The sequence below is a fragment of the Bradyrhizobium septentrionale genome (genome assembly GCF_011516645.4).
Taxonomy (GTDB): Bacteria; Pseudomonadota; Alphaproteobacteria; order Rhizobiales; family Xanthobacteraceae; genus Bradyrhizobium; species Bradyrhizobium septentrionale.
The window spans coordinates 7,538,921-7,559,899 of sequence record NZ_CP088285.1; the positions used below are offsets into that span (position 1 = coordinate 7,538,921).

Annotated in this window: 20 protein-coding genes; 15 read left to right on the forward strand and 5 right to left on the reverse strand. The window is 64.3% G+C overall.

Annotated features, from left to right (window positions below):
• Window positions 1–93 precede the first annotated feature (93 nt).
• The 4 genes from hfq to HAP48_RS37715 all read left to right on the forward strand — a co-directional run bounded on the left by hfq (window position 94) and on the right by HAP48_RS37715 (window position 4,638).
• Window positions 94–342, forward strand: a complete 249-nt coding sequence (gene hfq / locus HAP48_RS37700) for an RNA chaperone Hfq (RefSeq protein WP_006020546.1) — start codon at window positions 94–96, stop codon at window positions 340–342.
• An 11-nt stretch (window positions 343–353) separates the two neighbouring features.
• Window positions 354–1,736, forward strand: a complete 1,383-nt coding sequence (gene hflX / locus HAP48_RS37705) for a GTPase HflX (RefSeq protein WP_166204905.1) — start codon at window positions 354–356, stop codon at window positions 1,734–1,736.
• Between the two features lie 154 nt (window positions 1,737–1,890).
• Entirely contained in the window at window positions 1,891–3,261 is a 1,371-nt protein-coding gene (gene mgtE / locus HAP48_RS37710; RefSeq protein WP_166204906.1) for a magnesium transporter, read from the forward strand.
• 339 nt (window positions 3,262–3,600) lie between these two features.
• On the forward strand, window positions 3,601–4,638 hold the full coding sequence (locus HAP48_RS37715; protein ID WP_166204907.1) for an MBL fold metallo-hydrolase: 1,038 nt from the start codon (window positions 3,601–3,603) through the stop codon (window positions 4,636–4,638).
• A gap of 32 nt (window positions 4,639–4,670) precedes the next feature.
• Here HAP48_RS37715 and mazG read toward each other — a convergent pair whose 3' ends face one another.
• The gene (gene mazG, locus HAP48_RS37720; protein WP_166204909.1) at window positions 4,671–5,486 is read right to left on the reverse strand and encodes a nucleoside triphosphate pyrophosphohydrolase; all 816 of its coding nucleotides are present in this window, start codon (window positions 5,484–5,486) and stop codon (window positions 4,671–4,673) included.
• Between the two features lie 127 nt (window positions 5,487–5,613).
• On the opposite strand from mazG, the gene queC reads away from it, so the two are divergent.
• On the forward strand, window positions 5,614–6,327 hold the full coding sequence (queC, locus tag HAP48_RS37725; protein ID WP_166204911.1) for a 7-cyano-7-deazaguanine synthase QueC: 714 nt from the start codon (window positions 5,614–5,616) through the stop codon (window positions 6,325–6,327).
• Window positions 6,328–6,370: 43 nt separating this feature from the next.
• Here queC and HAP48_RS37730 read toward each other — a convergent pair whose 3' ends face one another.
• The 4 genes from HAP48_RS37730 to nthA form a co-directional block, all read right to left on the reverse strand.
• Window positions 6,371–6,784 carry a RidA family protein gene (locus tag HAP48_RS37730; protein ID WP_234622342.1) on the reverse strand — a complete coding sequence of 138 codons (414 nt, stop codon included), beginning with the start codon at window positions 6,782–6,784 and terminating at the stop codon, window positions 6,371–6,373.
• A gap of 274 nt (window positions 6,785–7,058) precedes the next feature.
• Window positions 7,059–7,436, reverse strand: a complete 378-nt coding sequence (locus tag HAP48_RS37735) for a nitrile hydratase accessory protein (RefSeq protein WP_166204913.1) — start codon at window positions 7,434–7,436, stop codon at window positions 7,059–7,061.
• The gene (gene nthB, locus HAP48_RS37740; protein ID WP_166204915.1) at window positions 7,436–8,095 is read right to left on the reverse strand and encodes a nitrile hydratase subunit beta; all 660 of its coding nucleotides are present in this window, start codon (window positions 8,093–8,095) and stop codon (window positions 7,436–7,438) included. The genes HAP48_RS37735 and nthB overlap by 1 nt, the downstream gene beginning before the upstream one ends.
• Window positions 8,092–8,721, reverse strand: coding sequence for a nitrile hydratase subunit alpha (nthA, locus tag HAP48_RS37745; protein WP_166204917.1), 630 nt, complete (start codon window positions 8,719–8,721; stop codon window positions 8,092–8,094). The genes nthB and nthA overlap by 4 nt, the downstream gene beginning before the upstream one ends.
• A 74-nt stretch (window positions 8,722–8,795) precedes the next feature.
• Between nthA and HAP48_RS37750 the strand changes: the two genes are divergently transcribed.
• The 10 genes from HAP48_RS37750 (at window position 8,796) to HAP48_RS37795 (ending at window position 20,979) form a co-directional block, all read left to right on the forward strand.
• A complete protein-coding gene (locus HAP48_RS37750; protein WP_166204919.1) occupies window positions 8,796–9,602 on the forward strand; it encodes an enoyl-CoA hydratase/isomerase family protein in 807 nt (268 codons plus the stop codon).
• A 74-nt stretch (window positions 9,603–9,676) separates the two neighbouring features.
• Window positions 9,677–10,459, forward strand: coding sequence for a S1/P1 nuclease (locus HAP48_RS37755; protein ID WP_166204921.1), 783 nt, complete (start codon window positions 9,677–9,679; stop codon window positions 10,457–10,459).
• Complete coding sequence (locus tag HAP48_RS37760) at window positions 10,422–10,772, forward strand: phospholipase C/P1 nuclease family protein (protein WP_166204923.1); 351 nt, start codon at window positions 10,422–10,424, stop codon at window positions 10,770–10,772. Before HAP48_RS37755 ends, HAP48_RS37760 begins: the two co-directional genes overlap by 38 nt.
• A gap of 220 nt (window positions 10,773–10,992) precedes the next feature.
• Window positions 10,993–11,685, forward strand: coding sequence for a 4'-phosphopantetheinyl transferase family protein (locus tag HAP48_RS37765; protein WP_224496765.1), 693 nt, complete (start codon window positions 10,993–10,995; stop codon window positions 11,683–11,685).
• A 57-nt stretch (window positions 11,686–11,742) separates the two neighbouring features.
• Window positions 11,743–12,729: a thioesterase domain-containing protein gene (locus HAP48_RS37770; protein ID WP_166204928.1), complete on the forward strand. Its 987-nt coding sequence runs from the start codon at window positions 11,743–11,745 to the stop codon at window positions 12,727–12,729.
• Between the two features lie 51 nt (window positions 12,730–12,780).
• Window positions 12,781–14,748, forward strand: coding sequence for a non-ribosomal peptide synthetase (locus HAP48_RS37775; protein ID WP_166204930.1), 1,968 nt, complete (start codon window positions 12,781–12,783; stop codon window positions 14,746–14,748).
• A 71-nt stretch (window positions 14,749–14,819) separates the two neighbouring features.
• Window positions 14,820–15,944, forward strand: a complete 1,125-nt coding sequence (locus tag HAP48_RS37780; RefSeq protein ID WP_224496766.1) for an acyl-CoA dehydrogenase family protein — start codon at window positions 14,820–14,822, stop codon at window positions 15,942–15,944.
• Window positions 15,945–16,376: 432 nt separating this feature from the next.
• Entirely contained in the window at window positions 16,377–17,396 is a 1,020-nt protein-coding gene (locus HAP48_RS37785) for a TRAP transporter substrate-binding protein (protein WP_166204934.1), read from the forward strand.
• A gap of 22 nt (window positions 17,397–17,418) precedes the next feature.
• Window positions 17,419–19,305 carry a TRAP transporter large permease gene (locus tag HAP48_RS37790; protein WP_166204936.1) on the forward strand — a complete coding sequence of 629 codons (1,887 nt, stop codon included), beginning with the start codon at window positions 17,419–17,421 and terminating at the stop codon, window positions 19,303–19,305.
• Between the two features lie 24 nt (window positions 19,306–19,329).
• The gene (locus tag HAP48_RS37795) at window positions 19,330–20,979 is read left to right on the forward strand and encodes an acyl-CoA synthetase (RefSeq protein ID WP_166204938.1); all 1,650 of its coding nucleotides are present in this window, start codon (window positions 19,330–19,332) and stop codon (window positions 20,977–20,979) included.

Sequence of the window (20,979 nt, forward strand, 5' to 3'; positions counted from 1 at the left end):
GGATCTCAGGGCAGGTGGGCAGCCGGAGGAGGCTCCGTCAGAGAGCAGCAACCGGTTCAATAAAAAGAAGCACAAGCTTGCGGGACAAAAACAATGGCGGCAGACCGCGCACAAAATCTACAAGACACCTTCCTTAATCACGTTCGTAAGACAAAAACGCCACTGACGATCTTTCTGGTCAACGGAGTAAAGCTGCAGGGCATTGTCACCTGGTTTGACAATTTCTGTTTGCTGCTGCGGCGCGACGGTCACTCGCAGCTGGTCTACAAGCATGCGATCTCGACCATCATGCCGGGCGCTCCGATTCAGCTGTTCGAAGGTGGCGAGGACGCACCGGCTTGAGAGTGAACTGATTGGAACCCTTCAATCGTGAAGGGGGCGCCGACCGTCCGCGGTCGGCGGGGGACGTTAGCACCGGGCGGGTGATCGTCATCGGCCCGTACCTGCGCATGCGCCGTGGCGACGGCGATGCGCAAACGGATTCCTCTGTCCGCGACTACGAAGCGCGGATCGAGGAAGCCGCCGGGCTCGCCGGCGCGATCGACCTCACCGTGGTGGAATCCGTCGTCGCGCCGATCAGCCAGATCCGGCCCGCGACCTATCTCGGCAAGGGAAAGGTCGAGGAGATCAACGGCCTCGTCGCCAGCGACAAGGTCGAGCTCGTGGTGATGGATTGCGCGCTGTCGCCGATCCAGCAGCGCAACCTCGAGAAGGCCTGGAGCACCAAGGTGCTCGACCGCACCGGCCTGATCCTCGAAATCTTCGGCCGCCGCGCCAAGACCAAGGAAGGCGCGCTGCAGGTCGAGCTTGCCCATCTCAACTACCAGCGCAGCCGTCTGGTGCGATCCTGGACCCATCTCGAGCGCCAGCGCGGCGGCTTCGGCTTCATGGGCGGTCCCGGCGAAACCCAGATCGAGGCCGACCGTCGCCTGATCGGCGACCGCATCACGCGGCTGGAGAACGAGCTGAAGAAGGTGCAGGCGACGCGGCGGCTGCATCGCGCCGGCCGCCAGCGCGTGCCCTACCGCGTGGTGGCGCTGGTCGGCTACACCAATGCCGGCAAGTCGACGCTGTTCAACCGCCTGACGCGGGCCGACGTGCAGGCCGCCGACATGCTGTTTGCCACCCTGGATCCCACCTTGCGCGCGCTCAACCTGCCGCATGGCGGCAAGGCGATGCTGTCGGATACGGTCGGCTTCATCTCCAATCTACCGACCCAGCTGGTGGCCGCGTTCCGCGCCACGCTGGAGGAGGTGCTGGAGGCCGACATCATCCTGCACGTCCGCGACATCTCGCATGAAGACGCCGAAGCGCAGGAGCGCGACGTCGAGGGCGTGCTGCGCCAGCTTGGGATCGATCCCGACGCCGATGGCGGCCAGCGCATCATCGAGGTCTGGAACAAGATCGATCGCTTCGATCCCGAGGAGCGGGATAATTTGCGCAACATCGCCGCGCGCCGTCCGCCGGAACGGCCGTGCTTCCTCGTCTCTGCCGTGACGGGCGAGGGCATCGACGCGCTGCTGACGGCCATCGAGGACCGCCTCGCGGCCAAGCGCGCGACACTGCAGCTTTCGATCGACGCTGCCGACGGCGCCGGCATCAGCTGGCTGCACCGCAATGCCGAGGTCCTGAACAAGGAGCTCAATGGCGAGCGCTTCGACATGACGGTGCGGGTCGACGAGACCAAGCGCGACATCGTCGTGAGCCGGTTCGCCGCGGTGCCCCACGAGGCGTAAGCCGCCAATGCGGGCCCCCGTAATCTTCTGAAATGTGACGGCACCGTGACGCGGCCTCACTCCGGCGCGCCTGCGACGCGCCGTCGCACTTTCTGTTTGAAATCCGCGCCGCCTTGGTTCATTGCGCTGCAGGACGCAAAGCCGAGGCCGATCGATGCAGGACATCAGCGAAACCATCACCAAAGAGACGCTCGCCGGCCAGAACGGCGATCTCGCCCATGCGCGGGCCCCCGAGATCGTCGATGCCCTCAACGCCCGGGAGCCCGCGGATTCCGCGAAGCTGCTGCAATCGCTGCCGCCCGAGAAGGCGATCGAGGTGCTTGACCTGCCCGGGCTCGACAGCACCTGCGAGATACTGGCCGAGCTGCCGCAGGACACCGCGGTATCGCTGCTGTCAGGCGTTTCCGACGACCGCGCCGCCGACATCTTCAAGGAGCTGGTCGAGCCGCTGCGCACCACGCTGCTGAACGGCCTCAATCCGGAGACCCGCAACGTCATCTCTGGCCTGCTGGCCTATCCGGAGCGCAGCGCCGGCAGCATCATGACCACCGAATTCGTCAGCGTGCCCTCGAGCTGGACCATCGCCGAGGTCCTGCATCACATCCGGATGGTCGAGCGCACCCGCGAAACCGTCTACTCGATCTTCGTGACCGATCCAGTCAAGAAGACCCTGATCCAGGCCGTACCGCTGCGCCGCCTGATCTCGGGCGATCCGCATGCCAGCGTCCTGACCGCGGCGCCGGCGCGCAAGCCGCTGATGATCTCGCCGGAGGCCGACCGCATGGAGGCAGCCCGGCTGATCTCGCGTTACGATCTGTTGGCGGTCGCAGTGGTCGATGGTCCCGGCCATATCCTCGGCATCGTCACGGTCGACGACGTCATCGACGCCATTGTCGAGGAATCGACCGAGGACGCCCAGAAGTTCGGCGGCATGGAAGCGCTCGACGAGCCATATTTGCGGATCAGCTTCCTCGAGATGATCAAGAAGCGCGGCGGCTGGCTGTGCGCACTGTTCCTGTCGGAAATGCTGACCGCCAGCGCGATGCAGACCTTCCAGACCGAGCTCGAGAAAGCCATCGTGCTGACGCTGTTCATCCCGCTGATCATGAGCTCGGGCGGCAATTCCGGATCGCAGGCGACCTCGCTGTTGATCCGCTCGCTGGCGCTGCACGAGCTGCGTTTGCGGGACTGGTGGCGGGTCGCGCTGCGCGAGCTGCCGACCGGGCTCACGCTCGGCGCCATTCTCGGTGTGATCGGCATCGTGCGGATCACGCTGTGGCAGACGCTCGGCATCTTCGACTACGGCCCGCATTGGGTCCTGGTGGCCGCGACCGTGGGCACGGCGCTGGTCGGCATCGTCACCTTCGGGTCGCTGTGCGGATCGATGCTGCCGTTCATCCTCAAGCGCATCGGCTTCGATCCGGCCAGTGCCTCCGCGCCGTTCGTCGCGACGCTGGTCGACGTTACCGGCCTCGTGATCTATTTCGGGGTGGCGGCGGTTATTTTGCGCGGGACGCTGTTGTAGGGCGTGTCCGCCGCCACTAGGTGCAGCAGCGAAACGGCCGGCGATGGAGCCTAAAACGCCTCCAAAACAGGCCGATGTCCGAATTGTTCGTGAAGGGCGCGTAGTCTCGCGAACCAAGCAAAAGGTTCACGGTCAACGCCGAAAATATTTGGCTTGCGGCTCCCGGCGTACAGCGGGAGGATTTCCATAAGCTTGGCCATCCGCGAGATATTGCAAAGTCGAGAGCATAAATCGTTGGAAGGCCGGTCTCTGAACTCGGCAGGTCTCAGCCCAGCTCGGTACCGACTGGTTGCCTGTCAGGAATTCCTCAATCGTTGCGTTTGAACAGGGGGAACTTCCATGAATCTCAAATCAAGTTTCCTTTTCGCAGTCGTTCTCGCAGGTCTCGCTGCATTGATCGGCACTGCAACATATGCGGCCGAGCCGGCGGCTCGGATCACCATCCTGTACGATGCGTTCGGTAAGGACGCCACGATGACAAAGGATTGGGGCTTCTCCGCCCTCGTGGAAATCGGAGGAAAGCGCATCCTGTTCGATACCGGCGACAACGCGAAGATCTTCGCTGCCAATGTGAAGGCGAAGGGTGTGGACCTCACCAGCCTTGATTTCGTGGTGTTGTCGCACCGGCACTCCGATCACATGGCGGGCCTGAGCTATGTCTTGAGCGTCAATCCGAAGGTCAAGATTTATGCGCCCAAGGAAGCATTTGGCATCTACGGCTCGTCGGTGCCGTCGAGCTTCTACCGCAAGGACGAGTCGTTGCCGCCGGAGATGCGGTACTACGACGGCAAGCCGCCTGAGATCATGAAATTCGGCGCTGCCTGGGCGGACGCCAACTTCGAGTTGATAGATCAAACGACCGAAATCGTACCTGGCATTACGCTCATTGCTCTGATTTCCGATCTGCCGGGAACGAAGGAGCTCAAGGAGCTGTCCATGGCGGTTAATACTGCCGATGGCATCGTGCTCGTCGTCGGCTGCTCGCACCCTGGAATCGAGCGGATCGTCGAGGCTGCGGCAGCAATCAATCCCAGGATTCGGCTGATCGCTGGCGGATTCCATCTGGTCGCCGCACCCGACGAGGTGATCACGAAGGTGACGACCGCGCTGCAGGACCGTTTCAAGGTCGAAAGCATCGCGCCCGGACACTGCACCGGCGAGCCGACCTTTGCCGCCCTGAAGAAGGCATTTGGCGACAGATACATTTATGCCGGCGCCGGCACGTCAATTCCAATCGGTGCCGAAGGAAGTTCGAACATGAAGCGCGGCGAGGGAATGACACCCGACGACCTCAGGGTCTACCGCACGCTGGCCGCCCGGAATGATCCATTCGGTGTCATGCGCGCGCAAGCCCGACGAGCCGGAGCTGATCTCTAGGCGGAGTTTCGAGGCGCGCGAAGGGAGAAAATCTACGTCGCGCGCTTCGCCTCGTTCCACAGCGCATCCATCTCCTCCAGCGACGCGCCATTGAGCGAGCGTCCCTTCGCCGCCAGCGCCTTCTCGATATACGCAAACCGCCGCTCGAATTTTGCGTTGGTCGCCCGCAGCGCCGTTTCCGGATTGGCGTCGACGTGGCGGGCGAGGTTGACGACAGCGAACATCAGATCGCCGGTCTCCGCTGCGAGCTCCTCCTTGTCCTTGCCGTCGAGTGCGGCCTCGATCTCGTCGGCTTCCTCGCGGATCTTGGCCAGCACGGCGCGCGGGTCGTTCCAGTCGAAGCCGACGGTGGATGCCTTGCGCTGCAATTCCATCGCCCGCGCCAGGGCAGGGAGGCCGGCCTTCACACTGGCAAGCAGCGATGTATGCGCGGTCTCCTCCGGCGGCCGCCGGGCGGCGCGTTCGGCCTTCTCCTCAGCCTTGATGCGTTCCCAGGCGCTCTTGACGCCGGCAGGCTGGATGTTGCCGTCCTTGTCGGCAAAGACATGCGGATGGCGGCGGATCATCTTCCTGGTGATGGCCTCGACCACATCGCCGAACGCGAAGGCGTTCTGCTCCTCCGCCATCCGAGCGTGATAGACCACCTGCAGCAGGAGGTCGCCGAGTTCCTCGCGCAAATCGTCGAAATCGCCGCGCGTGATCGCATCCGCGACCTCATAGGCCTCCTCGATCGTGTAGGGCGCGATGGTTGCAAAATTCTGTTCGAGGTCCCATGGGCACCCCGTCACCGGCGTGCGCAGCGCAGCCATGATCTCGATCAGGCGGGAAATGTCGCGGGAAGGGGTCATCGGGCACCGCACTCTGAGGGGTATGGCTTTATGCCAAATCGGCTCTGCCGATCCCAGCAAAACACGCCGGAAACACGGCGCTGTCCACGGATTGGCCGCGGCATCATCAGGTGCTAAATCGCGTTCCATGAGCGATCAGAACAATTCTGACACTGCACTGGTGCTGTTTTCCGGCGGCCAGGATTCCACCACCTGTCTGGCCTGGGCCTTGTCGCGCTTTGCGCGCGTCGAAATGCTCGGCTTCTCCTACGGCCAGCGCCACGCGATCGAGCTCGACTGCCGCGACCGCCTGCTGGCCGGGATCAGGCAGATGCGGCCGGACTGGTCGGCGAAGCTCGGCGACAGCCATACGCTCGATATCCCGACGCTGTCGGAGATTTCCGATACCGCGCTGACCCGCGACGTCGCGATCGAGATGGGCGCGGACGGGCTGCCGAACACCTTCGTGCCCGGCCGCAACATCGTGTTCCTCACCTTCGCCGCGGCGCTGGCCTACCGCCGCGGCATTCGCCACATCATCGGCGGCATGTGCGAGACCGACTATTCCGGCTATCCGGATTGCCGTGACGAGACCATCAAGGCGCTGCAGTCCGCGCTCAACCTCGGCATGGCCAGGGATTTCGAGCTGCACACGCCGCTGATGTGGCTCGACAAGGCCGCGACCTGGCGGCTCGCGCACGAACTCGGCGGGGCAGGGCTGGTCGACCTGATCCGCGAGCACTCCCACACCTGCTATCTCGGTGAACGCGGCGCGCAGTACGATTGGGGCTATGGCTGCGGCGAATGCCCGGCCTGCAGCCTGCGGGCCAAAGGCTGGCGGGAGTATGTGGCGCGAGGGTAATCCCGCCAATCACTGAGTTGCCGGTGGCGTACGCTCGGCCGGATCACGGCAGCCTGGTCACCGCGGTGAGATTCATTGTGAGCAAAACGCCGGGCTTGGGCAGCTCGCGAACCGCGATCACTGTGCGCGCGGGCCGGTGATCTCCCATCATTTCCACATAGGCCGAATTCATCGCGTCAAAGTCGGACATCTCGCGAAGGAAGATGTTGACGTGAGTCACATGGTCCAGGTCGGAACCCGCCGCCGCGAGCATCACGGCGAACGATTTCAGGATCTGCCGCGTCTGAGCACCGACGTCCGGTCCCGCCAAGGTGCCGGTTGCAGGATCGACTCCGGCGGTTCCTCCGATCCAGATCTGGTCTCCAACCTTGGCAACGTGATGATACGGCCCGATCGGAGTGGGCGTGTTCGGCGGCGTAAACGTCTGAACGCGTGATTTCATCGCTCTGCCTCGCATCTGGGCACTCGGATATAGCGACCAATTCGCGGCTTCGGAAGCTGGTCTTCGTCGTGCGGAACGAAGAGCAAAGCTCGGACAAATCATGTCGCGAGAATGCGAAGCCGCGTCCTCACCACATCTGTCATCGCCCGGCTCGACCGGGCGATCCAGTACGCCGCGGCCTCTCGGTTCAAGCACAGGTGCCTCTGGAATACTGGATCACCCGCATGCGCGGGTGATGACACCGAACAAGCTACTTGAGCGTGCAAATGACGACGAGGCGAGTACGCCGCTACTCAAAATCCGTCGGCGTCAGCGCGATCGGCTTGCCGTGCGGGGTGCGGTCGGCGGCGCGGTCCCAGGCGTCGCGGTAGCGGTGCAGGGTCTCCAGTGTCGTGACGCCCTTGGCGGCCACGAGGTGTTCGAGCGTCGCCAGCCAATGCTGGTAATAGGTCTCCCCGGTGTCGGGATCGCCGGCGGCCTGCGCGCGCTTGATCTGATCGGCGAGCGCGGCCGCCCATTCGCTCCAGGTGAACACGCCGCGGTCATGCAGGCTCAACGCCATCGCGAACGCCTGGGCTTCCCAGGGCGCGCGGAACACCGGGCCGTCCTGGTCGCGGGGAATGCTGGATACGGCGCTGGTGGCGCGGGCTGCGGCGGTCGCATCCATCACACGGCCTCCAGATACGGCTCGAACGCGTCGATCGACACCTTGAGCGTCGGATCGGAGTCCGCTCCCCACAGCTCGCGTCCATCGAACACGACGGTGTACAGCCATTGCGGATGCTCGCCGGCATCGTTCGCCACCGTATCGGGAAACACGTGACAGCCATGATCGCGTTCGACCACTCCGACATGACCGCGCACATAGCGCGGCAGCCGCGTGTGGGTGGCGGGATGGATGTTCTTCGCTCGCACCCGATCGCCGGCCTTGAACTTCGCCGCCGCCGGTGCCGCGCGGCCGAACTTGCCCCGCACCATGATGCGCTCGACATCGGCCATCGCGAACTTGCCGTGCTTGAGCGGCTTCGCCGGCGCGACGGAATGTCCGGCGGCGACGTCGTCCTGCGAGATGAAGCCCTTGGCGAGCAGCAGGGCTTCGAGCCCGAGCAGCCATTTCCTGTAATAAGAGCTCGACAGATAGACCTGCGGGGGCAGGGTCTCGCGATAGAAGCGCGATGCGTCGATGTTGAAGGCGCCGGCCGCACCCATCGCACGGACCATCGCGAGCACCCGCGATTCCCATTCCTCATGGAACATCGGTTCGTTCGGCTCGGGCTCGACCTTGCCGAACCCGTCCATGCCGCCCATGTCGTGGACGCCGTTCACGACGGGGCTCCCGGCGTTTTCGGGAATCCGGTGCCGATCATGGAATCCCGCGTCACGAGTTCGGCGAGCTGTTCTTCGCTCCAGCCCTCGGTGCCTGCGGGCCGCATCGGCAGCACCAGGAAGCGCGTCTCCGCGGTCGAATCCCACACCCGGATTTCCGTGTTCTTCGGCAGGCTGACGCCGAAATCGGCGAGCACACCGCGCGGATCCTTGACCGCGCGCGAGCGATACGGCGAGGCCTTGTACCAGACCGGCGGCAGCCCGAGCATTTCCCAGGGGTAACAGGAGCAGAGCGTGCAGACGACCATGTTGTGACGGCCAGGCGTGTTCTCGATCGCGACCAGATGGTCGCCGACCCGGCTGACATGGCCGAGGGTGCCGACCGCCTTGGTGGCGTCCTCGAGCAGCGCCTTCTTGAACGCGGGATCGGTCCAGGCCTTGGCGACGACCCGGGCGCCGTTATGCGGGCCGATCTTGGTCTCATAGGCCTGCACGATGGCATCGAGCGCGGCCGGCTCGACGTAGCCCTTCTCGGTCAGGATCGATTCCAGCGCGCGGACGCGCAGCTCGGTCTCCGACAGTTCGGAATGGTCGTGATCGTGGTGGTGGTGATCATGTTCGCTCATGCCCACAGAATAGGCGAAACGGGCGTGCTATGTCGAGGCAAGCAGTACACAACAATGCGAGCAGGGAGGTATGCGTGGTTGATGATGTAACGATCGAGAAGGGCCTCGGACCGGAGGGCCGCATCGCTGTGGTGCGGTTCGACCGCGGCGACGGTATCAACGCGCTGTCTCCGGAAGCGCTGCGGCAGCTGACCGATGCCGCGCGCAGTTTCGAGGACGACGGCGGAACCTCGGTGGTCGTGCTGACCGGCGGCGCCAAATCGTTCAGCGCCGGCTTCGACCTGAAGGACGCCGAGGGACGTTCGCGCCAGACCATGGACATCGGCACGCTGCGCCGTCACCTCAAGCTCGGGCCGCGGCTGACGCGCGCCTGGCAGGACATGGAGCAGGTCACGATCGGCGCGATCGAAGGCTTCTGCGTCGGCGGTGGCGTGGCGCTCGCGGTCGCGCTGGATTTCCGCATCATGGCGCGCGACGCGCATCTGCGCGTGCCGGAGATCGCGCTCGGCATGAACATGAGCTGGCAGAGCGTGCCGCGCATGCTGCATCTGATGGGCCCGGCGCGCACCAAGCAGGCGGTGATCCTGGCCGACGACCGCATCTCGGCCGACCAGGCCTATGAATGGGGCCTGGTGGAACAGGTGGCCGATCCCGGCAAATCCTATGACGCCGCGATGGCGCTGGCGGCCAAGGTCGCCGCCCAGCCGCCGATTTCGGTGGCGATGACCAAGCTGACGGTCAACCGGCTGGCGCATGCGCTCGACGATCTCGCCAGCCATATGGATCTCGACCAGTTCGCGCTGGCGAGCCTGACCGAAGACCACAAGGAAGGCGTCGCGGCGTTCCTCGGACGGCGGCCGCCCCGCTTCAGGGGGCGCTGACGCGCATTGTCGTACGATTGTTGCACCAGTACCGGACAACCACAGGAAGTTTGGCACAATTGCGGAGTCGCGCGATGTCGAGAACGGTCGTTGCACGGGGCTGGTTCCTGGGCGCCTTGTTGGGCTGGCTTGGCGCCATTGCGCTTTATCCGAGCGCGGCGTCGGCCTGGGGCTATGAGGGCCATCGCGTCGTCGGTGCGATCGCCGACCAATTGCTCAAGCCCGCCGCGAAGGCGAAGGTCCAGCAACTCCTCAACGAGGGGGACAGGCATGGCATCGACCTGCGCAAGTCCGGACCCTGGCTCGATTGCGTGAAGAGCGTCGCCCGTCACGATGACGGCCGATTTCATTACGAGGTCGACCCCGAACATCTCGACTACGAGGTGCCCTGTACGCCGTTCAACTCGGCGCGGGAGAGGGCGCGCATGGTGGATTATGCCGCCCGCAACTGGTCGACCTGCTCCTACAAGCCCGACGGCTTCGAGCGCGGTTGTCACAACACCTTCCATTTCGTCGATGTCGCGATCCAGCGCAGCACCTTCGACCGCAGCTTCCAGGGGACCAATCCGCACGATCTGGTCGCGGCGGTCAGCGCCGCCATCGCGGTGCTGCAGGACAAGCCGATCCCGTCGCCGTTCCCGTTCTCGATCAAGGACAAGAAGGAGGCGCTGCTGCTGCTCGCGCATCTGATCGGCGACCTGCACCAGCCGCTGCATGTCGGCTCGGTCTATCTCGATCCCAACGGCCAGCCGGTCGACCCGGACGTTAGTCACCAGGTCGATCCCGGGAGCGATACGATCGGCGGCAATGCGATCCAGGATGGCGTCGCGGTCCCATACCATCAACCTGCATCATGAATGGGACGACATCCCGACCGACCTCGGCGATGCCGCGACGGGTGAACTGATCGACGCGGCGAAGGCGGTCCCGGCGAGCCCGGGTACGCCGGACGGTTGGCCGGCGGCCTGGGCGACCGACACGCTGCTGGTCGCGCATGACGCGTTCAAGGGACTGAGCTTCGGCCCGACGTCGCCGCCGGCGCAGTCCAAATGGATTGTCAATTTCGACAGCCACATGGGCTATCTGCAGGCCGCCGACGCGACCAAGCGCCGGCAACTCGCCAAGGGCGGCGCGAGATTGGCCGAACTGCTGAATGCAATATGGCCGTGAGGGGTAGCCCATCCATACATCCGAATAGCCACCGGCGCTCCTTGCTTTCGCGCCTATGCGATTGCTTAATCGAGGAAATCCGCGCGAACGGCGCTGCTGTCGTCGGACGCGATAAACTCGTGCGCATGAGCGCTTCTGCGATCGGAATGCAGGTATGACGTCTGACTGCTGCCCTGAGCTCGACTTTGGCCAAGCTTCCGGCGCGGGCAGGGAGCCGGCATTGCCCAGTCCGAGCTATTTGGACGAGGCCGTCGAGTTGCGAGCCGGGATCATCGTGCCGGTTCTCGAGAGTGATGGCTTGGAGGTCCTGGCCTTCACGCTCGATGTGGAGCCGGACATCGTTCGCGCGACAGGCGTTTGCCTCAACGACGGGGAGCGTCGGCGCGCGGCGGGGCTGAGGCTGGAGCGGGACCGCCGCCGCTTTGTTGTGGCCCGCGGCCAGCTGCGCCGGGTCCTCGCTTCCAGACTGGGAATTGCGCCGTCCGCCGTCGAGTTCGAATATGGACCGCTGGGCAAACCTCAGCTCTCGCACCGCATGCACGCCCGCGATTTGCGCTTCAGCGTCTCGCGTTCCGGAGATGTGGGGGTCATCGCCCTCTCGACCACGCAAGAGGTCGGGGTGGACATCGAGGCGGTTGTCCCTGTGCCCGAAGCGGACGAGATCGCAGCGCTCTGCTTTTCCGCCTCCGAATATGGGTCCTACACCGCCCTTGGTCCGGAAGACCGCCTGGCAGGCTTCTTCCGGCGTTGGACGCGGCTGGAGGCTGTCTCCAAGACGTTGGGGTGCGGCCTGGGACAGCCCGTTTCCTGGGATGAAAAGGATTGGCTTGTTCGAAGGTTCGTACCTCTAAGTGGGTATATCGGGAGCGTGGTCATCCGGAACTGGCGTTCGCGCGATGTCACGATGCACTAAACGAGGTGTCTCCGCGAAGTCCATTGGACTGCACGGGAGTTCATTCGGGACGGCCCTATGTCAGCGCACTTGATGCAGTTTTCGGAGCTTCTCGCAGACCTGGCGGTCAAGGACATCAAGGTCTGGGTGGAAGGCGACCGGCTGCGTTGCAACGCCCCGGCTGGCGCACTGACGGCGGAGCTTCGCGGGCAGCTGCAGGACCGGAAGGGCGAGATCATCGCGTTCCTGAACATGGCCACGGCAGCGGCCACGCAGCAGCCTGCAATCATTCCGCTGCAGTCGCGTGGAACACGCACGCCGATTTACGCCGTGCCCGGGCATGTCGGCGCCCCCTTCACATTCTCGGACCTGTCGAAGCACCTGGGCGGCGATCAACCATTCTACGCACTCCAACCGACCGGCTACGATGGGCAGAGCGAGCCGATGGACCGCGTCGAAGATATCGCCGAGGACTTCGCTCGCCAGATCGTCGAATATCAGCCGACCGGTCCGTACATCATCGCCGGCTATTGCTCCGGCGCTCCAACGGCCTTCGAACTGGCGAAAATCCTGGGACGCCGCGGCGCGGAGGTGCCATGCATTGCGCTGTTTGGCCCGCTTCATCCCACCACCTATCAGGAACTGCCGCGTTGGCTGTATTTCTCAGCCAGGGAAACCGCCGAAGCCTTGCTGCGAGAGATGGCGAAGCTGCCGACATTCAGCGCTCGTCTGCGATATTTCGGCAGCCGCGTTCGCGAACGTTTCCGCGCCCTCGGAAGCAAACAACCGGTCGCGACAGATCCGGTGCTGGCGAGCAGAGCTCGGCTCAAATCGACGGCGCTCGCGGCTTTTCAGAGGTACGATCCCACTCCGTATACGGGTCGGGTCTGCATATTCCTTCCGAACAAGGCTTGGCTGCGATCGGGCGCAGGACCGCGCCGATGGCTTCGCGTGGTGCCTCATGCCGAATTTTATTTTGGGCCAGAGGGCTGTCACGCAGCCTCCATGCTCGAGGATCCTGAAGCGCCGGCCATCGCAGAGCTTTATCGCCAGGCCAAGATTTGAACGATTGACGCGTGATTTGATTTATTTGATTTGCCTGATGGGAGCGTAGTCATGAATGAAGTCCTGCCCATTGTGGAGGAGGGCGTAGCGCTTCCCCTGCGGAAGGATACCGATCATCAGGCGCTGGTTGTCGAGTACAACGCCACGGCGGCGCACTACCCGTCGGACCGGACGATCATCGATCTCGTTCGCGACCAGGTGACGCGCAGCCCTGACGCTGAAGCGATCCGCTTCGGCGATGTAGCGCTGACCTACCGGCAGCTCGACGAACGCTCCAATCAGATGGCTGCGCATTTGAGCGCGACCGGGGTGGGGCCGGGCCGGATTGCCGTTGTGTTCATGGAACACTCCATTGAGGTCGTTGTCGCGATCCTGGGCGTACTGAAGTCCGGTGCAGCCTATGTGCCGGTTGATGCGGCGACGCCGAAGGGGCGCATCGCAACAATCCTGAAGGACATCTCCAACGGCACCGACGGGCGGGCGCCGGTGGCGGTGACGCAGGCGCGCCTGCAATCCGTCATTTCCCCTGATCTCGCCGACATTTTCGTGCTCGACTCCGATTTCGGTTCGATTTTGGATCAGCCGGACTTAGCCCGGCCGTCCGCTGCCACGCCGGATGGCACCGCCTATATCATCTTCACCTCCGGCTCGACCGGCACCCCCAAGGGCGTCGAGATCGCGCACCGGAGCCTGGTGAATTACATCTGGTGGGCCGCGCGGGTTTACAGTTCCGGCGAGCCTCTCGCATGGCCGCTGTTCTCATCTCTCGCCTTCGACCTGACCGTCACAACGCTCTTCACGCCGCTCATCACCGGCGGCCGCATCGTGGTCTATCTTGGTGATCCCGGCGCGCAGGGCATGGTCGCGCTCAAGGTGGTCGACGACAATGCGGTCGACATCATGAAGCTGACGCCGGCGCATCTCGCGATGATCCGCGACCGCGATCTCGAAACCACAAGACTGCGCAAGTTCATCGTGGGCGGCGAGGACTTCAAGACCGAGTTGGCTCGCGACATCACGAAAGCCATCCCGCATCCGGTCGAGATCTACAATGAATACGGACCAACCGAAGCCACTGTGGGCTGCATGATTCACCGTTTCGACATCGAGCGCGATCAATCCGCGTCGGTGCCGATCGGCGTTCCGGCCGCCAACGCGGGAATCTACGTCCTCAGCGAAGCCTATCAGCCCACCGGCACCGGCATCATCGGTGAGATGTTCATTGCCGGCGACGGTCTCGCGAGAGGCTATTTCAATCGCCCAGACCTCACCGACGAGCGCTTCCGCACCGCCGTCGATCCGCGAGACGGATACTCGAAGCTGCGGCTCTACAAGACGGGCGATCTCGCCCGTTGGAGCGCGGACGGGCGCCTGGAATTTCTCGGCCGCGCCGATCATCAGGTGAAGGTCGGTGGCGCGCGTATCGAGCTGGGCGAGATCGAAGCGCGGCTTCTCAAGCACCCGCAGGTGCAGGAATGCGCCGTCGCTGTCATCGAACCGTCAGCGGCCGAAGGCGGCATCGCACGACTTGCGGCCTACTATGTCTCGTCGAAACCTCTGACGGTGGCGGACCTGCGCGCCCATCTCGCCGAAGAGCTGCTCGAGGCGATGATTCCGACGCACTATGTTCGCCTCGAACGGATGCCGCTCACGCCCAACGGCAAGGTCGACCGCGCCTCGCTTCCCGAGCCGACGGCAGAAAACATCCAGCCGGCACAGGAATTCGTCGCTCCCTCGACAGAGACCGAGAAGACGCTGGCCGCGCTGTGGTGCGATCTCCTGAAGGTCAAGTCGATCGGACGTCACGACAACTTCTTCGATCTTGGCGGCGAGTCGCTGCTCGTGGTCCGGACGGTGGCGCGCATGCGAAAGACCTTCGGCGTCGACGTGCAGCTGCGCAATCTGTTCGAGCGCCCGACACTGGCCGAACTGGCGGAAGTGATCGACGGAATGCGCTGGCTGGCCGATTCCGATGCCGCTGCACCCTCGGCGGGACCGAGAGAGGAAATCGAACTCTAGCTGCTGGCAGAGAGCGGACAAACACGATGGACAAAGCTTGGGTGCCGCCGCAAGGACCGGGACTGCCTTGGATGGCGGCGGAGTATGAGCTGTTGCGTGACCAGGTCCGCCGGTTCGTCGAGGAGGAGATCAAGCCCTGTGCGGACCGCTGGGAAGAGGAGGGGTTCATTCCCCGTCCGGTCCTGCGCCGCATGGGCGAACTCGGCTTCTTCGGCATCCGTTACCCGTCCGAATATGGCGGTGCCGAGATGGACGCGGTCGCGTCAACGGTGTTCGCCGAGGAACTCGGGCGCTCGACCTATGGCGGCGTCGCCGACGCGATGCTGGTCCAGGCCGACATGGCGTCTGTATATGTCTTTCACGACGGGACCAAAGCCCAGCGGGCCCGCTGGATGCCTAGAATCGTCAGCGGCGAGGTGATCACCGCGGTCGCCATCACGGAGCCGGATGCCGGCTCGGACGTGAAGGCCATCCGCACGCGCGCGGTGCGAGAAGGCGACTCTTACGTCCTCAACGGCACCAAGCTCTACATCACGAACGGCGTCCACGCCGATCTCTACTGCGTCGCCGCCAAGACCAATCCCGCGGCTGGAGGCAACGGGATCACGATGTTCCTGGTCGAGAAAGGCACGCCGGGCTTTACCGTCGGACGCGTGCTGGACAAGCAGGGCTGGCGCTCCTCCGATACGGCCGAACTCGTCTTCGACGGTTGCCGGATCCCCGCCGAGAACGTGCTGGGCGCTGAGGGGCAGGGCTTCTACTCCATCATGCGCAACTTCCAGAACGAGCGCCTGGTCCTCTCCGCTATGGCGATCGGGATGGCCGAGGCAGCGATCGACATGACCCTCACCTACGTGAAGACCCGCCGCGCCTTCGGCGGCGTCCTGTGGGACATGCAGGCGATCCGCCAACGTCTGGCGCTGCTCTCCGCGAAGGTGGAGGCAAACCGCGCGCTTCTCTATGCCACCGCCTGGCGTATGGCGGCCGACGATGATTGCCTGCGCGAGATCTCGATGCTGAAGGCGATCTGCGCCGAACTCGTCAACGAGGTCGCGTATGCCTGCGTGCAGTTCCATGGTGCCATGGGCGTCATGCGCGAGAGCCCGATCGAGCGCATCGCGCGTGATGCGCGCATACTGCCCATTGCCGGCGGCGCGACGGAGGTGATGCTCGAGGTGATCGCGTCGACGTCGTGAACCTCGTGTGGCAGTGAGGCGATCGGGAGAGGTCGCGGAGGGCGTCCGGCCGCGGCTCTTCGTCAAACGGCCAATTCCATCGTCAAGCGCTGTTCGGCTTCAGCCTCGGTGCAAACGCCCATATCCGTAATTCGCATAAGGTATATTATGGAATATTTATATCTACAATTAGATCAGATATTTAGTGGGAAATCTTCGCACCGGTCCGCAAGTTAGCGCCGTCCCGAGGTCCATCCGACGATCCGTTGGGCTTGCTCCCAGGCCGCAGCGATCCACGTCCGCGCGTCTCGTCTGAAAGCCGATATTGCCGCGGCATGCGGACGCTGCAATAAGCCCCAGCTGTGCAGAGATCGCTGGTGACCCCGCGCCATCAATCAGGTCCGTATAGGATGGCATCTCAGAACAACAACAAGCCTCTCTTGGGAGAAACCAATGAGCTTTTCACGACGCACGCTGCTGAAGGTCTCCGCCGCTTCCGCCGTCCTGGGCGGGATTGGCGCGCCCCATGTCGCGCGCGCCCAGTCGGCCGAGTTCTCTTACAAATTCGCCAACAACCTGCCGGAGTCGCATCCGTTCGTGGCGCGCGCCCGGGAGATGGCCGCGGCGATCAAGACCGAGACCAACGGCCGGTTTGACCTGCAGGTGTTCCCGAACAGCCAGCTCGGTTCCGATACCGACATGCTGAGCCAGGTGCGCTCCGGCGGCGTCGAGTTCTTCACGCTGTCCGGCCTGATCCTGGCGACGCTGGTGCCGGCGGCCTCGATCAACGGCATCGGTTTCGCATTCCCGGACTATCCCACGGTCTGGAAGGCCATGGACGGAGAGCTCGGCGCCTATGTGCGCGGCGAGATCAACAAGGCCGGCCTCGAGGTCATGGACAAGATCTGGGACAACGGCTTCCGCCAGACCACGTCGTCGACCAAGCCGATCAACGGTCCGGACGATCTCAGGGGCTTCAAGATCCGCGTGCCGGTGTCGCCGCTGTGGACCTCGATGTTCAAGGCGTTCGATGCATCGCCCGCCTCGATCAATTTCAGCGAGGTCTATTCGGCGCTGCAGACCAAGATCGTCGAAGGCCAGGAGAATCCGCTGGCGCTGATCTCGGCGGCGAAGCTGTATGAGGTGCAGAAGTATTGCTCGCTGACCAATCACATGTGGGACGGCTTCTGGTTCCTGATGAACCGTCGCGCCTGGGCGGCGCTGCCCGACGATATCAAGACCATCGTCGCCAAGAACGTCAACGCGGCGGCCGTCAAGGAGCGCGAGGACACCGAGAAGCTCAACGCCACCGTGAAGCAGGAGCTCGCGGGCAAGGCGCTCGTGTTCAACCAGCCCGAGGTCGGGCCGTTCCGCGACAAGCTGCGCGCCGCCGGCTTCTACGCCGAGTGGAAGGGCAAGTACGGCGACAAGGCCTGGGACCTGCTCGAGAAGTCGGTCGGCAAACTGTCCTGATCGATCAAGCGGGAGGCTTGCCATGGCTCATGTCGAGATGACGCCGGCCGTGGCCGGCGAGGCGGCGTCGCAGCCCCCTCGCCGCCGCTCCGTTCTCGGTTCCATAGAGGCCGCCCTCGGGTTGCTGGTGGAAATACCGGCGGCGATCCTTGTGGTCGCCGAGGTGGTGATCCTGTTCGCGGGCGTGGTGGCGCGTTACGTGCTCCATGCGCCGCTGATCTGGTCGGACGAGCTGGCGTCGATCCTGTTCCTGTGGCTTGCCATGCTGGGCTCGGCGGTGGCGTTCCGCCGCGGCGAGCACATGCGGATGACGGCGCTGGTCGCAAGCGCCGGACCGCGGCTGTGGGCCTATCTGGATGTGGTGGCGACCTGCGCCGCGCTGGCCTTCCTGATCCTGATCGTGCGGCCGGCCTATGAATACGCCTACGAGGAAAGCTTCATCACCACGCCGGCGCTGCAGATATCCAACACCTGGCGCGCGGCGGCGCTGCCGGTCGGCACCTGCCTGATGGCGCTGTTCGCGCTGCTCCGGCTGGCGCGGGTCGGCGAGTTCAAGACCTTCCTGCTGGCCGCGCTCACCGTGGCGGCGTTGATCGGGGTGTTCTGGCTGGCGCAGCCGATGCTGCGGCCGCTCGGCAACCTCAATCTGATCATCTTCTTCGTCGGCGTGGTCGGCTTCTGCGTGTTCGCCGGCGTGCCGATCGGCTTTGCCTTCGGCATGGCGATCTTCGGCTATCTGGCGCTGACCACGCGGACGCCGCTGATGGTGCTGGTCGGCCGGATGGACGAGGGCATGAGCCACCTGATCCTGCTGTCGGTGCCGCTGTTCGTTTTCCTCGGTCTCCTGATCGAGATGACCGGCATGGCGCGCGCGATGGTGGCGTTCCTGGCGAGCCTGCTCGGGCATGTCCGCGGCGGCCTGCATTACGTGCTGGTCGGCGCGATGTACCTGGTCTCGGGCATCTCCGGATCGAAGGCCGCCGACATGGCGGCGGTCGCCCCCGTGCTGTTCCCGGAAATGAAGGAGCGCGGCGCCAAGCCGGGCGATCTCGTCGCCCTGCTCGCCGCCACCGGCGCGCAGACCGAAACCATTCCGCCGAGCCTGGTGCTGATCACGATCGGCTCGGTCACCGGCGTCTCGATCTCGGCGCTGTTCACCGGCGGCCTGCTGCCGGGCGTGGTGCTGGCGATCACGCTGTCCGGGCTTGTGTGGTGGCGCTACCGCGGCGAGGACCTCAGCCATGTCCAGCGCGCCACCGGCAGCGAAATCGGCAAGGCGCTGGTGTTCGCCCTGCCCGCATTGGCCCTGCCCTTCGTGATCCGCTACGCCGTGGTCGAAGGCATCGCGACCGCGACCGAAGTCTCAACCATCGGCATCGTCTACGCCTTCGTCATCGGCCTTCTGATCTACCGCAAATTCAACTGGCGGCGGCTGTTGCCGATGCTGATCGACACGGCCTGCCTGTCGGGCGCGATCCTCTTCATCATCGGCACCGCCACCGGCATGGCCTGGGGCCTGACCCAGTCCGGCTTCTCGCGGGCGCTGGCGGCGTCGATGGCCGGGCTGCCCGGCGGTTCGGCGACCTTCATCGCGGTCTCGATCCTGGCCTTCGTAATCCTCGGCAGCGTGCTCGAGGGCATTCCGGCGATCGTGCTGTTCGGACCGCTGCTGTTTCCGATCGCGCGCCAGGTCGGTGTCCACGAGGTGCACTACGCCATGATCATCATCCTGGCGATGGGCATCGGATTGTTCGCGCCGCCGTTCGGCGTCGGCTATTATGCCGCCTGCGCCATCGGGCGCGTCGATCCGGCCGAGGGTATCCGGCCGATCTGGGGCTACATGCTGGCGCTGTTGATCGGCCTGATCATCGTCGCCATCTTTCCCTGGATATCGATCGGTTTCCTCTAAGCACCTTGCGGATGGGATAGAGCCATGAGTGCAGCTCAAAACCAGTACACGATCGGGTTGGACAAGACGCCCGCCAACTACGTGCCGCTGACGCCGTTGAGCTTCCTGGCGCGCTCGGCCGCCGTCTATCCCGACCATGTCAGCGCGGTCTATGAGGGCAGCAGCTTCACCTGGAAAGAGACCTACGAGCGCTGCAAGCGCTTTGCGTCCTATCTCGCGGGCCACGGCATCGGCCATGGCGACACGGTTGCCGCGATGCTCCCGAACATCCCGGCGATGAACGAGCTGCATTTCGCGGTGCCGATGACCGGCGCGGTGCTGAACGCGCTCAACATCCGCCTCGACGCGGCGTCGATCGCGTTCCAGCTCGACCATGGCAGCGCAAAGGTCATTTTGGTCGATCCCGAATTCTCCGGCGTGATTGCGGAAGCCTTGACCCTGATGAAGGGCCCAAAGCCGTTCGTGATCGACGTTGATGACGCCGCGTTTGCCGGCGGCAGGCGGATCGGCGAGATCGAGTATGAGGCGGCGGTCGCCTCAGGCGATCCTGCCTTCGTGGAGCGGCCGCCGGCCGACGAATGGGATGCGATCGCGCTGAGCTATACGTCGGGCACGACGGGCAATCCGAAGGGCGTGGTGACCCATCACCGCGGCGCCTATCTCAACGCGGTCAGCAATATCCTCGCCTGCAATCTCGGCCAGCATCCGGTCTATCTCTGGACGCTGCCGATGTTCCACTGCAACGGCTGGTGCTTCCCCTGGACGATCGCGGCAACCGCCGGCGTCAATGTCTGCCTGCGCAAGGTCGATCCGGCCAAGATCTTCGAACTGATCCCCGAGCACGGCGTCACCCACATGTGCGGCGCGCCGATCGTCTACAACACGCTGATCAACGCTCCTAATGCGCCCACGGGCGGCAAGGCCAAGCCCGTTGTCGGCCTGATCGCGGGCGCGGCGCCGCCGGTTGCGGTGCTTGAAGGCGCCGAGCGCATCGGCATCAAGCTCACTCATGTTTACGGTCTCACCGAAGTCTATGGCCCCGCCTCGGTCTGTGCCGAGCAGCCGGGCTGGGACGAATTGTCGGCTGATGCGCGCGCGCAACTGAAGCGGCGTCAGGGCGTGTCCTATCCGCTGCAGGAAGGCGTTACGGTGCTCGATCCCGAGACCATGCGTCAGGTGCCACGCGACGGCGAGACCATCGGCGAAGTCATGTTCCGCGGCAACATCGTGATGAAGGGCTACCTGAAGAACGAGAAGGCGACGCAGGAAGCCTTCGCCGGCGGCTGGTTTCACACCGGCGATCTCGGCGTGCTCGACGAGCACGGCTACGTCATCATCAAGGACCGCTCCAAGGACATCATCATCTCCGGCGGCGAGAACGTCTCTTCTGTCGAGGTCGAGGACATCCTCTACAAGCACCCGGCCGTGCTGTTCGCGGCTGTTGTCGCCAAGCCCGACCCGAAATGGGGCGAAGTGCCCTGCGCCTTCATCGAGCTGAAGGATGGCGCCAAGGCGACCGAGGCCGAGATCATTGCCTATTGCCGCGAGCATATGTCAGGCTTCAAGACGCCGAAATCAGTGGTGTTCGGCGTGATCCCGAAGACCTCGACCGGCAAGATCCAGAAATTCCTGCTGCGCAACGCGGTCGGCTCGGCCAAGGCGATCTCGGCCTGA